Origin of the sequence: Pseudoalteromonas sp. HL-AS1 (genome assembly GCF_031198785.1) — a bacterium.
Classification (GTDB): Bacteria; Pseudomonadota; Gammaproteobacteria; order Enterobacterales; family Alteromonadaceae; genus Pseudoalteromonas; species Pseudoalteromonas distincta.
Genome location: NZ_CP133569.1, coordinates 678794 through 692792, shown reverse-complemented (window position 1 = coordinate 692792; position 13999 = coordinate 678794). Strand labels below are relative to the sequence as shown.

Below are 13999 nucleotides of genomic sequence, written 5' to 3'. Positions count from 1 at the left end.
TGTGTGCCTTTTTTTGTGCCGTTAGAGTGTAAAATTATCTAAATCTTGGTTAGGTTCAAAATCACCAAGCCTTTCAAGCTCAGTATCTTGCTGCATTTGCTCGTGCCAACGCGCTTCGTCCCAAATTTCAAACTTATTCATCAAACCAACCAGCATGATTTTTTTGCCAAGAGATGCATGGGCACGTAATGACGGCGCAAGCAAAATTCGACCATTTTTATCAAGTTGATACTCTGTAGCGTTACCTAGCAACATACGTTGCATTCGTCGAGCTCGTGGATTCATATTAGATATTTTCGCTAAACGGCTTTCTATTTCGAGCCACTCAGCCAATGGATATAACCATAAACACGGTTCATTTAATGCGACGGTACAAATAACTGTCCCCTGATCTTCAGACAACAGAGATTCTCGGTACTTTGTCGGTACCGCAAAACGCCCCTTATCATCCAAACTCAGTGAACTCGCGCCACGAAACATAAAAAACCTACTTTGAAATTGTTTTATTCAATTTCTTGTTTATTTTATCCAATGAGATCCACTAAAAACCACTTTTTACCACAGTGCTCCAGTTTAGGGCTTGACAAGCCATTTTGTCAAGTAAGCTGACCAGCTTTAGTGAGTCCCAAAGCTAGAAAAAATAAGGGCTCAAGCGAAGCGTTTGAATTACGTGGGAAAAAGTGGGATTGAGGTAAAGAAAAATATCAGCTTTTCTTTTATAACTTTCTGTTTACATGCTTTGCTTACTGAATAACCAATGAATATTTACAATTTTTAAGGCGTTTTTATCCTCTTTGTAAAATTTACCTAGCCGTGTAGTAATAGTTACTGTTTATTTTAAAATACTAATTATCAAAAATTAAAAACTACAAACAAAACCTATCAAATTCAGTAAGTTAAAATAAATAACAAGTTTGGTTTAATCATTGCATCATCTAAATCACTATTTAAATTTTTAACTTATTAAGGATTGATTATGGCTACTGCAACGAATACGAAACCAAATACAACTTCAGATGTTAAGCCTGACGTTAAACTAACAAATACTGAGTCTCCTCTTACAGAGAAAGCAACATCAGCGGCGCACGATGCTGTAGATGCACTTTCTAGCAAAGCTGCAACAGCTGAAAGCAGTGTGCGTAAAGGAGCTTCTAGCTCAGCAGATGCATTGAGCGAAAAACAACTTATCGCACGTGAAAAACTAAGCGAATGTACTGCAAAAACTCGTGCTTTTGCTTCTGAAAATCCATTAGCAACTGCGGGTATTGCTTTTGCTGCGGGTATGCTAATCACATCACTACTTCGTCGTAAGTAATTAGTGATGAATAACCCACAAACAACCACAACTAAGGATGGTAATGCGCAAGACCAAACTACTGAGCAACATAGCCAAAAGGACGATTGGCAAGATCATGTTGCAATGCTTTTAGAGTATTCTAAGCAGCTCAAGGATGATTACCAAACTCAAGGAAAGATCACCCACCAGCTTGCTAAAGCTGAATGGCGGTTATCGCTTAGATCGCTTGCATTGATCACTATATTTTTAGGATGCTTTGCCAGTGGTTTGGTTTTGTTGTGGGCAGGATTTCTAGGTGCTGTTGGATACGGTGTATACGATGTTTTTGGGTCGGTATGGCTAAGTATTGCAACAGCTACTTTGCTACAAGTTGCTTGTTTAATATGGCTTTGGAAAAATACAGTTTACTTAAGCAATAAAATTGGCTTTAGTAAAACGCTTAAAAGTTTAAAGCAGCTATTTAACCTACAAGGAAATTAGTATGTTAGTTAACTACTTAATTAAAGCACCTAATGAAAACGTTGATGCTCTAAGTAAGCAAATGGATACGCGCAGTGAATTGAAACGCCAACATCATGCAGCGTTCCAATATAGACTAAAGCGTTTTGCCGTAACCAAAGTTGGGCTTTCAAGTGCCTTTATCGCAGGTGCAGCAGTACAAGCGGGTAGAAGCGAAACCAGCTTCGTAAGAAAATACGGCTGGCTAGTGAACTTAATAGCTTAAGCGCTAAACATTTCTACCGTGATCAGATAAGTAATCAATACTTGGACCACTTGGCACAACTTGTGTTGGGTTGATCATTGTGTGACTAAAATAGTAATGACGCTTAATATGATAAAAATCAACTGTTTCAGCCACTCCTTTAACTTGATATAGCTCCCTAAGGTATCCACTTAATGCAGGATAGCTTTCAATTGTGCGTAAATTACATTTAAAATGGCCAACGTACACACTATCAAACCGAATGAGTGTAGTGAATAGTCGCCAATCTGCCTCGGTGAGCCTATTACCTGTTAAATAACGCTGCTTGCTCAGTATCCCTTCTACTTTATCGAGTGCTTTGAATAAATCGTTAAACGCCTCTTCGTATGCATCTTGAGTTGTTGCGAATCCCGTACGATAAACACCATTATTTATATTTTGATAAATCAACGCATTTAATTCATCAATTTTTGGTCGTAGTGCCTCTGGGTAGTAATCATCGTTATTACCTGTTAATTCATTAAATGCACTATTGAACATACGTATAATATCGGCAGACTCATTACTGACAATTTTATTTAGCTTTTTATCCCACAATACGGGTACGGTAACTCGCCCGGAATACTTAGGATTATTTTTTATATACACTTGATGTAAGTAGTTACTATTAAATAAAGCATCACCAGTACTGTGGTTTTGCGTATCAAAAGCCCAACCACTATCAAGCATATCAGGGCTAACAACCGACACCGTAATTAAATCTTGCAACCCTTTTAACGCTCTAAATATAAGCGTTCGATGCGCCCAAGGACACGCAAGTGACACATATAAATGATACCTGTTCGCTTGTGCTTTAAATCCGGCCTCGCCCGTTATTCCAGCGCTACCATCAACAGTTACCCAGTGACGTAACTGCGCCGTTTCGCGTTCAAACTTACCGTTACTTGAATCTGTGTCGTACCATTTATCTTGCCATTGGCCGTTAACTAATAATCCCATAAAACTCTCCTAAAAATACCGTTATATTTTGCCAAACTCACCGTTTTGATAATCACGCACTGCTTGCTGTACTTCTGCTTGCGTCGTCATTACAAACGGCCCCATATGAGCAATAGGTTGATTAAGTGGATCGCCTGCTAAAACCAAAACACCAGCGCCGTGCTCAGAGCTAATATTAATATCACTGCCTGGTTCTAAAATAAGTAACTTACCCGCTGGTATTGCTTGATTGTCGCTCATTATTAGTGAGCCGCTATGAATATAAAGCATTACTTTTTGTTGGCTAAGAGGCTCTAAATAAGTGCTTTTACCAGCAGGTAATGTAATATCAGCGAGCGCCGCATTAGCAGCTAAACTTTGCAGCTCGCTTGCAAGTGTTTCACTTTCGAACTGCCACGATCCCGCAAGTGCTTTTAACGTCACGCCTTGCGTATTTGTAAAACTAGGAGCTGGGTTTTTAGTCGTATCTTGATAACGTGAATCACGCATTTTTTCTGCGCTTGGCATGTTTATCCAAATTTGAAAGCCATGCAGACCATCTATAGCATCAGCGAGTGGCATTTCACTGTGCATGACGCCGCGCCCTGTGCTCATCCATTGCACATCGCCTGCTTTAATTGCTTCTTTGTTACCCATTTGGTCACGATGTTCAAAGCCACCTTTTAGAATATAAGTAAACGTTTCAATTCCTCGGTGCGGATGCTCTGGAAAGCCTCCCATATAATCTTTTTTTGTCGTCTGACTTAAGTTCATCAATCATCAAAAACGGATCTAAATATTTACCATCAAACCCAGGTATACGGCTAATGCTCACGCCATCGCCATCTTGAGTTGCATAAGCTGTAAGTATTTTTGATATTTTCATTTTTTAATTCACTCTAAAGAATAAGTTTATGAGGCTATTAAATCATTCATTAAACAAAATAACTATGTCTTTAAATCGAGCTTAAGGTTCTATAAAATAGAACGACATTGATTCATTGGTTACATTTTCAACCTTATAATTACTATGGTTATTTGGAGTGAATTTGGCTACAATTGTTATTGCAAAATACGAAACTAAGGAATGGCTATTTTTACTTATTCTCTCAAACATCAGCTTTATCGTTTGCTTATATTGCTAAGTATTCCGGGCACCGCTGTAATTATTTTTACTCTGCTGCTTGAACGCCACCACTCTATTGAGCAAAGTGAAAAAAAAGTAGAAAACATTGCTAAGCAATTAATTTTACAGCAAAAGCACTTAGTCGATGATATTGACCGTTTAGCGCGTTATTTGGCTAAAGAGGAAAGTAAGAAAGAAAATCTAGCTACGTCATGCCCTAATTATTTTAATCAATTTAGAGCTATTTATGCCCATATTGCCAATATCGGGATTATAGATCCAAATGGCATTGTTATGTGTACAACAAGCGGATTAACCAAAACAATAAGTATTGCAGATCGTGCGTATTTTCAAAATGCCTTAAAAAGTAACCAATTGTCAGTAGGTTATTTTCAGCACGATAGAAACTTGCAAAAAAACACCCTTAGCTTTGCGTTACCTATCATTAATAAAAAAAATGTAATTCAGGGCGTTGTAGTTATCGTTGTTGCGCTTGACTGGTGGAACAATGCTTTTAATAATATTGAACTGCCACCTGGCTCTATTGCTGCAATCGCTGATTCTAATGGAAAAATTTTAGCGCGTTACCCACCAACAACTGCAGCCCTTGGCGATAATATTGCAAAGACTTTATTAGCAACTGATTCTTCGATTGATAATGAGGCATCAACAAAAATAAAATCTATTAAGGGTGAAGATCGAATGCTTCATCACTCTATTATTTATAAAGATCCGAGTAATAACAGCTTAAATATACATATTGCACTTCCTATTACACATGCTTTAAAGCAAATAAATAATAATTTTTTTATAGCGATTGGTGTGTTTATTTTATCACTGCTAGTGCTATGTTTAATTGCACGTAAGCTGCTTAAAACCAGCATTATCGACCCAATTAATAATCTAACAAATGCAACAAACGTGTTGGCTAAGGGCGAAATGCCGTCACAAAAAATACAGCCAAATAATCCAGAGCTAAATACTCTCTATCAGCGCTTTAAATCAATGGCGCAAACCAGGTTAACAGCCGAGGCTAATTTAAAAAACAAGCACGATGAGCTTACCAGCTTGCTTAATACTCTACCCGACAGTTACGTTAGAATTAACATCCATGGCGATATTCTCAACATAACGGGGCAATTTAAGCCTCAAGTAAACCCAAACAGCACTGCAGCACCTCATTTATCATCAATACTTTCTCACAACAATGTGCAGCTTTTGTTATCGCAGTTATCTAAGCTTGATGTTTCGAGTAATTTAGAATTTACACTCGAAAAATCAGATCCTAAACGTAGCTTTGAAGCACGTATTAGTGCAATGCAAAGTAAAAATGAATACGTTGTTGTGCTAAGGGATATAACACAACGAAAAATAAATGAAGAAGCACTCCACCTTGCCTTGCTAGTGTATAACAACAGTAGTGAAGGCATGATAATCACCGATCCAGCGGGTATAATATTTGATGTAAACCCTGCGTTTTGCAAAACGACTTTATATAGTAAAGAAGAAGTTATTGGGCGCTCCTCTTCAATTCTTTCATCAGGAAAACATGATAAGAATTTTTACAATAAAATGTGGTCTGAATTACAGCAAACAGGCCGCTGGCAAGGCGAGGTTATTAACCGTAAAAAGAACGGGCAGCTTTACTCTGAGTGGCTCACAATCGATACGGTTTATGATACAAACAACGCACCTATTCGTCGAATCGCGATATTTACAGACCTCACTGAGAAAAAACAAGCCGATGAAACAATTTGGCGACAAGCTCACTATGATCACCTAACTGACTTACCAAATCGTTTAGAGTTAAAGGAGCGATTAAATCAACGATTTTCAAGCATTGTTACTCCCGACAATCAATTGGTTGTCATGCTTTTAGATATAGATCACTTTAAAGATATTAATGACACATTAGGCCATCACTATGGCGATAACTTATTAAAACTCGTATCGCAACGCATAGTTCAGTCGGCAAAAAATGCTGAGTTTGTGGCACGTATTGGTGGTGATGAGTTTGTTATTGTGTTTAATCGTATAAAAAGTACGCGTCATATTAATCAAATTGCCAGTAATATTTTGCTTAGCCTATCGTCGGCTTTGCATCTTGAAAACGAAGAGTTATTTATTAGCGCCAGCATGGGCATAGCATGCGCCCCTAATGATGGTGAAAATACTGAACAGCTTTTAAAAGCAGCCGATCAGGCTATGTATAAAGCAAAAAGTAATGGTCGTAACTGTTTTGAGTTTTTCTCTGCTGACATGCGCGAATATGCACACGCGCGCATGGTGCTATTAAAAGACTTACGAAGTGCCATTGAACTTGAACAATTTGAATTGTTTTATCAGCCCATTGTTGCTTTGAATGATTTACATATTCATAAAGCTGAAGCACTTATTCGTTGGCAACATCCCGAAAAAGGCCTAATTAGCCCTGTCGCATTTATTTCACTTGCTGAAGAGACCAGGCAAATAAATGCAATTGGCCAATTTGTATTTGCTCAAACCTTGCAAACGCTTAACGATATAAAAACCCTAACCGATGATACTTTTCAAATAAGTGTAAACGTGTCGCCAGTGCAGTTATCCACGCCAGAGAGTGGTATAGATGAATGGTACGATATGCTAAAAGCTGCAAAATTACCTGCATCCTCAATTGTGGCAGAAATAACTGAAGGCCTAATGATTAACCCCGAAGCATTAACGCAACGTCGCTTAAAAGAAATAGTAAAATCAGGTATGCAGCTTGCCCTTGATGATTTTGGTACAGGATATTCGTCACTCGCTTACTTACAAGAAATGGATACCGATTATTTAAAAATAGATAAACGTTTTGTTGATAATATCCAAGTAGGCAGTCAAGAACTTGCACTGTGTGAAGCAATAATTGTTATGGCGCATCAACTGGGCTTAAAAGTAATCGCCGAAGGAATTGAAACTAAATTACAAATGCAGCTATTACTTGAAGCCGGATGTGATTACGGACAAGGTTATTTATTTTCAAGACCTTTAAATAAAAGCAGCTTTATGGCACTTCTATCTGATAAAAAAGTCGCTTTATTAAAATAAATACACAAAAAATTACTGTTACGCAATAAATAATGCGTCTGCGCGGTCAAGTTAAGCAATCAGATATAAGTAGTAACAGGATTTAAAAATGGCAAAAGCAACATTAGAGCAATGGCGAATGTTTAAAGCGGTTGTGGATCACGGCGGATTTGCAGGCGCAAGTGCGGCTGTACATAAAAGTCAGTCAACCGTACACCATGCTGTTCAAAAACTTGAAGCCGCCTTGCAAATTAAGTTGCTTGAAGTAAAAGGTCGTAAAGCATTTTTAACCGATAGCGGTAAACTAATTTTACGCAGAGCTGAATTTTTAATTGAAGAAGCAACTAAAATAGAATCGGTAGCGAGCACACTAAGCGAAGGCGTAGAAAGCACATTAAAAATAGCTGTTGATGAAGTTTTTCCACACACCATTTTATACCAGGCACTTGCTAAAACGAGTGAACTTTACCCGCTTTTAAAGATTGATTTAGTAGAAAGCGTGCTAACCGGTGCAAACGAATTACTACATAACTCAGTGGTTGATTTAGCCATTTCATCAATTCCTATCTATGGAATTAGTTGCAGTACGTTATGCGATATAGAGTTTATAGCCGTTGCGCATAAAGACCATGTATTACACCAACAAACTGAACAACTCAACTTTCGCGATTTAAAGCTACACCGGCAAATAGTAGTTCGCGACTCAGCAATCCACACCAGTCACAATGATGGCTGGTTAGGTGCTGATATGCGCTGGACAGTCAGCCATTTACGCAACTCTATTGATATGGTTAGTCAAAATTTGGGTTACGCTTGGCTGCCAAAAACACAAATAGCACATTTAATTGAAGATAAAACGCTCATCCCACTTAATTTAGACCAAGGTACAACCCGTACCCTTAATTTATATTTAATGTGCAACGACAACGACAGGCTTGGTCCTGCAGCACAAGAGTTTAAAGAGCAGCTTATAGCTCTCACTAACTTTAGCTAATAGCTATTCGTTTTTTACATCGAGGTGATCTGCCACATAGGCGCCTCGCTGCCCACGCTCTTTAGCTGGGCCTATAGTACTGTCTTTACCTGTTTGCTGCTCAGTAGCTGCATTAATAACAGCACCTAATGTGATTATATAAGCGCTGATATACAACCACATCAACATGATCACTACACCACCTAGTGAGCCGTAAGTTTCGTTGTAACTAGAAAAACGCGACACATAAAAAGAAAAACCTATAGATGCCAAAATCCAAAGTACAGTAGCAATAGACGAACCCATCGTGATCCAACGCCATTTGGCCGGTTTACGGTGTGGGGCATAACGATATAAAAGTACCAATGCAAAATTAAAGGTAAAAGCTAATAATGGCCAAGAGATGAGTTTAATTAATAAATCTATACTTTCCTTTAGCCCCACTAAATTAAGCACAATAGGTAAAATACCAATAATTAATAACGCAAAAATTGCGACAACAATCGCCCCTACCGAAAATAAAAAGCGTACTAATTGAGCTTTAAAAAATGAACGTTTATCATATTCACGATAACTAATATTACACGCAGTAATAAGTGCTTGGCTGCCCTTAGAACTACTCCAAATGGTAAGTATAAGCGTACCAATTGCACTTAAGCTCAAGCTGGCACTTGATGTTTTTGCAAGGCTAGAAACCTGAGATAAGATTAGTTCACTGGTACTTGGTGGGAGCAAAGTAACTATTTTACTTAAATGATCACTAATATCTGCAGGGGATGAAAAGTATGCATACACAGATACCATCGCCGCAATGGCCGGAAAAATAGCAAGTAACGCATAAAATGCCACACCCGCTGCCACTATAGATAAGTTATCTTCACTCATTTGCTTAAAAATGCGCTTAACAATATCCCACCAACCTATAAAAGGGATATGACCAGGCTGCTCAGCTTGCTGTCCTCGTTTAGCTTCTTTCATTCTAAACCTCAATATTTGTATTACATTACTACAGCAAAATGTTTGCCAAGTTAAATAAAGTATTTGGTACTAAACTTGCTGTTACCTAATATTAACGATTATAAAAACCAAACACGGACGATAAGCCATGCCTAGTAGCCAATCAAACATTATAGCTTTAAACAATACGCCTCCCAGCACGCAAAGTTTTCAAGGCGATGTGTTTACGTGGCAGTTTTTTCATGAACAAGCTGTGCAATTACTTCATGCAACAGCGCAAATATTACCCACACTATTACTCGGTATAATACTTTTAGCATTAAGCTATTTAATTGCAGGGCCACTTTCTCGATTGCTTATAAAGCCTATTGACTACATGACTGACAGTAAACTAGTTCATTTAGTTGTAAGGCGCAGCATAAGCACTTTAATTATTTTATTTGGCGTGTACTTATTCCTGCGTTTAGCAGGGCTTACCGAGTTTGCTGTCGCCATTATGAGTGGCACGGGACTAATAGGACTTATATTAGGTTTTGCCTTTAGAGACATAGCTGAGAACTTTATCGCCAGTTTATTACTGAGCATACAAAGGCCTTTTAAAATCGACGATGTAATTGAAGTAGACAATCGTTTAGGTGTTGTTAAAAAAGTAACCGCAAGAGCAACCACACTTGTTGATTACGATGGCAATCATATTCAAATACCCAATGCGACGGTATATAAAAATACTATTAAAAACCTGACTGCCAATCCAAAAATGCGCGGAAAAGTAGAAATTGGTATTGGCTATGATAACGATATACGTAGCGCACAAACCCTCGCCCTAGCTATTGCCAATCAACAAAATGCGGTGCTTAGCGATCCACCTGCGCAGGTTTTAATAAAAAACTTAGGCTCATCTACTATTAACTTCGTTTTGTATTTTTGGGTTAATAGCGAGCAACACAGTCCATTAAAAGTAGCTTCCCAGCTTATGCGCGAATTAGTCAATGAGTTCACAAAACAAAACATCAGTATGCCTGATGACGCACGAGAGAGAATTATACTCACCGACCCTAATGAAAATGTTTCTAGTTTAGGGGAAGAACAACCATCGCAAATACAAAACGAAAAGAATGAAACAGTTGATCAAACTAAAACACTTGATGATGTAAGCAGTGATACCGACGAAATACGTGAACAAGCAGAGCAATCTCGCGATCCAGAACAAGGTAAAAATATTATTTAAAGATGCTGAAGTTGTATTAACTAAAATTTAGACACAAAAAAGCCCGCAGTGTTAACTGCGGGCTTTTTATTGAATGAGTGAGTCAGCCTATAAGCCGGGTTTTGTCCTTTCCGAAGAAAGTGATAATCATTCGTCTAGGCCATAAATCGCTCTATGGCTCAAGCAACCTACCCGGTTCTCACGTGGGCCACGCGTTCATTATTTAAAATGATAGAACCCTATTTGGTCTTGCTCCGAGTGGAGTTTACCTTGCAACCGACTATTACTAGCGGCCCGGTGCGCTCTTACCGCACCCTTTCACCCTTACCAATCGAGATTGGCGGTCTCCTCTCTGCTGCACTTGTCGTGGGCTCACGCCCCCCAGCCGTTAGCTGGCACTCTGCCCTATGGAGCCCGGACTTTCCTCCCCCTGATCATTTTCGTCACAGGCAGCGATCATCTTGGCTGACTCGGCGCGCAGTATACATGAGGCTAATACTAAGCGCAGTAAAATTTACTCTTTTTCTTCAATAATTGTTTTATATAAAGCGTTTTTCTTCATACCAAAGTATTCGGCTACAACGCCACAGGCTTTTTTCATTGGCATTTCACTTTCAAGAAGTGCCAGCATTTTGCGTGCTTCTGGCGGAACATCGTCTATTTGCTTTGGTTTACCCGCAAGCATAAGCACTATTTCGCCGCGCTGCTTGGTAGGATCATCAGTTAAAAATTGTTTAAGCTCACTTACACTACCATTAAAAAATGTTTCAAAGGTTTTGGTTAGCTCTTTAGCAAACACGACTTGCTGCTCATCACCAAGAGCTAGTGCTAAATCATCAAGGCTTGCCATAATACGGTGCGTACTTTCGTACATTATGCTGGTAATGCCTGAGTTAACAGCTTCGGTAAAAAAGTCTTGGCGAGCTTTGCTTTTAGCTGGCGTGAAACCAATAAACTGAAAGCGGTCAGTTGGTAAGCCAGAACAACATACGGCTGTAATTGCAGCACATGCACCTGGAACAGGTGTAACATGAGCGCCTTGTTCGCGACATAGATTTACCACAGCGTAGCCTGGATCACTAATTAGCGGTGTACCAGCGTCAGATACTAAAGCAATATTTAAACCTTGATTAAGTTGATCAATAATTTGCTGTGCTTTTTGCTTTTCGTTGTGGTCGTGTAATGCAAACGTTTTTGCCTTAATTCCAAAGTGGCTAAGTAGCTTGCCGGTATGGCGAGTGTCTTCAGCAGCTATTAAGTCAACTTGCGATAATGTCGCAATGGCACGGTGACTTAAGTCGTCATAATTGCCAATTGGGGTGGCAACAATGTAAAGAGTGCCAATTTTCTGTGAATTCTCCTCATTTAACATTGAGGTCTCCTGCGTCAGTCAGTAATATAAGCAAATCGCGTTAACGTATTGGGAAATCATTGTGCGACTTAAACTAGTTAGTCTATTAATTATATTGTCAGGGTTATCGGCGTGTAGCACAACCGAAAAACCAACTAAAAACAGCGATAACGTAAGTAACCGCACTAATGCTCTGCAAAATCAGGCAACCAGTGCGCAATCTATCTACCAATTGGCGCAAAACCGCCAAGGTGCCGATAAAATACAGTTATTGTATAGTGCCCGTGATGCTGCGATTAGTGAGCAAAATTGGCCTTTGTTAGAGAAAATTGGTAATGAGCTTGAATTAACCGCAAGTGTTGATCAAATCCAAAACCGTCTTTATATTGCATTTGCACAAAAACAACAGAATAAGAATGATCAAGCTTTGGTGATTTTACAATCGCTAGACGGACAACTTACTCAACCTGAGCATTTTGCATGGCATCAGTTTTTAACAGCCAGTATTTATGCATCGCAAAATTTTCCTAAAAAAGCTGCCCCCTACTTCTTTAGAGCCTCTGAAACAGCAACAAAAAACAATATAGAAATCCCTCAGCTCAATCAAAATTTGTGGGATAACTTAAAACAGCTCTCTTCATATGCGCTTGAACGTTTTAACCGTGGTTCGGTTATCCAGCAAGGCTGGGTAAACCTTGGTCTATACTATCAAGTATATGCAAGTAGCGGCGTGGAGCTAGACCAAGCAATTAATAATTGGCGCAGACGCTATATTGGGCATCCGGCTTTTTCTGTATTACCTGAACAGGACGAAATGCTTACTGAGCTCGCCCCTATCAATATAGAGCGTTTAGTTGTGTTGTTTCCACAATCAGGCCCTAACGAACGCTTAGGTGATGCCCTTAAAGCCGGTGTGTTAGCTGCACTTGATACGCGAACTATCAACGACACTATTTTTATTGATGAAAACCTAAGCACTGAGGAAATCGCAGCGCAACTTGAAGAAATAAAGCCTGATTTTGTAATTGGTCCTCTACTTAAAGCAAATATTGATAAACTAGCCAATGCACAAACTCTTATTGATACTCCGGTACTGCATTTAAACACCTTTGATGGTGAGCGCATTTCGCTTCAGCATTATTACTTTGCATTGAACCCTGAGCACGAAGTACAACAAGCTCTGGAACACTTTTTAACTAAGGGCTATCAAAAGCCTATGCTGCTTGCGCCAAATAATGCAAATGGCCAACGTTTAGTTGATTATTTTAACCTACAGTGGCAACGCTACAGCGAAACCAAGCCACAAATTGGTTTTTATAACGATAAAAAAGATATGCCGAACACAATTACCAGCTTATTAGAAGTTGATAAGTCAAAAGATCGCATACAAACAGTTAAAGCATTATTTAAGCAAGAAGTAGAAAACGAAACGCGTTCACGCAGTGATATAGACGTTATTTATATTTTGGGTGATGCAATAGAAACTCGCTTAATTAAACCTTACCTTGATGTAAACGTCAGTACATTTGCTGATCGTATCCCACTTTATGCAAGCTCTAAAAGTCATAGTAAACAAATTGACAGTACAGACAAAGGCGACTTAGACGGCCTATACTTCACTGAATTACCGTGGATGCTTGATTCACAAATTAAACAACATAATTTACGCCAGCAGTACAACTCTCTATGGCCTGAGCAAATTGATATTAGCCAACGCTTATTTGCAATGGCGTACGATGCAGTATCAATATTACATGACATTAGACAGTTAAGCGTAATGCCAGGCAACCAATATAGTGGTTTAAGCGGTAAGCTATCTGTTAATACCAGCGGCCATATAGAACGTATGCTCGACTGGGCTCAATATACAAACCGTCGCATTAAGCCTGTGCAATTAGAAACACAACGCCCGGTACCATTGTTTATGCAATCAGCGGGTGATATACAAACTATAAATTAAACTTTATTAAGTTAAGGGGGCGGCATGTCGTGGTTTAAAGAGCTGTGGCACAATAGTCGCGAAAAAGGCCAGTATTATGAGCTTGAAGCGCAAAAATACTTAGTTACTCAGGGCTTAACACCCATTGAACGTAATTATTACTGCCCCTTTGGCGAGCTTGATGTCATTATGAAAGAAGGCGACACCCTTGTATTCATTGAGGTCAAGTTTCGCAAAAATAATGCCCGTGGCGGTGCCAACTATGCACTTAGCCCACAAAAACAAGCTCGATTAAAACGTAGTATTTATCATTACTTAGCAGCTAAAAATTTAACTAACCAAGCACTAAGAATTGATTATGTAGCCATTACAGGAGAAGCATCTCCTAATATTAATTGGCTTAAAAATGTATTTTAAACGCAA

12 protein-coding genes, 1 other RNA gene and 1 pseudogene are annotated in these 13999 nt (G+C 39.0%); 8 read left to right on the top strand and 6 right to left on the bottom strand.

What is annotated here, in order from left to right:
• Positions 1-21: 21 nt before the first annotated feature.
• Positions 22-480, bottom strand: a complete 459-nt coding sequence (gene mraZ / locus RB214_RS03280; RefSeq protein ID WP_007582904.1) for a division/cell wall cluster transcriptional repressor MraZ — start codon at positions 478-480, stop codon at positions 22-24.
• A gap of 496 nt (positions 481-976) precedes the next feature.
• On the opposite strand from mraZ, the gene RB214_RS03275 reads away from it, so the two are divergent.
• The 3 genes from RB214_RS03275 to RB214_RS03265 are packed head-to-tail and all read left to right on the top strand — an operon-like array spanning position 977 to position 2021.
• Positions 977-1315: a hypothetical protein gene (locus tag RB214_RS03275; protein ID WP_002957982.1), complete on the top strand. Its 339-nt coding sequence runs from the start codon at positions 977-979 to the stop codon at positions 1313-1315.
• Between the two features lie 6 nt (positions 1316-1321).
• Entirely contained in the window at positions 1322-1777 is a 456-nt protein-coding gene (locus RB214_RS03270) for a hypothetical protein (RefSeq protein WP_309168368.1), read from the top strand.
• Position 1778: 1 nt separating this feature from the next.
• Positions 1779-2021 (top strand): hypothetical protein, encoded by a 243-nt coding sequence (locus tag RB214_RS03265; protein ID WP_309168367.1) that lies wholly within the window; start codon positions 1779-1781, stop codon positions 2019-2021.
• A gap of 3 nt (positions 2022-2024) precedes the next feature.
• Here the strand turns inward: RB214_RS03265 and RB214_RS03260 are convergent, their stop codons facing one another.
• Both RB214_RS03260 and RB214_RS03255 read right to left on the bottom strand, forming a co-directional pair.
• Positions 2025-2999, bottom strand: a complete 975-nt coding sequence (locus tag RB214_RS03260) for a glutathione S-transferase family protein (RefSeq protein WP_309168366.1) — start codon at positions 2997-2999, stop codon at positions 2025-2027.
• Between the two features lie 21 nt (positions 3000-3020).
• Positions 3021-3864 (bottom strand): annotated as a pseudogene (locus RB214_RS03255) (pirin family protein).
• Between the two features lie 201 nt (positions 3865-4065).
• Here RB214_RS03255 and RB214_RS03250 point away from each other — a divergent pair.
• Together RB214_RS03250 and RB214_RS03245 are read left to right on the top strand one after the other, a co-directional pair.
• A complete protein-coding gene (locus RB214_RS03250) occupies positions 4066-7170 on the top strand; it encodes an EAL domain-containing protein (protein ID WP_309168365.1) in 3105 nt (1034 codons plus the stop codon).
• Between the two features lie 88 nt (positions 7171-7258).
• A complete protein-coding gene (locus RB214_RS03245; protein ID WP_165723745.1) occupies positions 7259-8143 on the top strand; it encodes a LysR family transcriptional regulator in 885 nt (294 codons plus the stop codon).
• Between the two features lie 3 nt (positions 8144-8146).
• Here RB214_RS03245 and RB214_RS03240 read toward each other — a convergent pair whose 3' ends face one another.
• Positions 8147-9100 carry a YihY/virulence factor BrkB family protein gene (locus RB214_RS03240; RefSeq protein ID WP_024595416.1) on the bottom strand — a complete coding sequence of 318 codons (954 nt, stop codon included), beginning with the start codon at positions 9098-9100 and terminating at the stop codon, positions 8147-8149.
• A 127-nt stretch (positions 9101-9227) separates the two neighbouring features.
• On the opposite strand from RB214_RS03240, the gene RB214_RS03235 reads away from it, so the two are divergent.
• Positions 9228-10307 carry a mechanosensitive ion channel family protein gene (locus tag RB214_RS03235; protein WP_309168364.1) on the top strand — a complete coding sequence of 360 codons (1080 nt, stop codon included), beginning with the start codon at positions 9228-9230 and terminating at the stop codon, positions 10305-10307.
• Between the two features lie 74 nt (positions 10308-10381).
• On the opposite strand, the gene rnpB is transcribed toward RB214_RS03235, so the two are convergent.
• Positions 10382-10759, bottom strand: an RNA gene (rnpB, locus tag RB214_RS03230) — RNase P RNA component class A.
• A 41-nt stretch (positions 10760-10800) separates the two neighbouring features.
• Entirely contained in the window at positions 10801-11658 is an 858-nt protein-coding gene (rsmI, locus tag RB214_RS03225) for a 16S rRNA (cytidine(1402)-2'-O)-methyltransferase (protein WP_024595588.1), read from the bottom strand.
• A 61-nt stretch (positions 11659-11719) separates the two neighbouring features.
• Here rsmI and RB214_RS03220 point away from each other — a divergent pair, with 61 nt between their 5' ends.
• Positions 11720-13597 (top strand): penicillin-binding protein activator, encoded by a 1878-nt coding sequence (locus tag RB214_RS03220; RefSeq protein WP_309168363.1) that lies wholly within the window; start codon positions 11720-11722, stop codon positions 13595-13597.
• A gap of 24 nt (positions 13598-13621) precedes the next feature.
• On the top strand, positions 13622-13993 hold the full coding sequence (locus tag RB214_RS03215; protein WP_002957970.1) for a YraN family protein: 372 nt from the start codon (positions 13622-13624) through the stop codon (positions 13991-13993).
• Positions 13994-13999 lie beyond the last annotated feature (6 nt).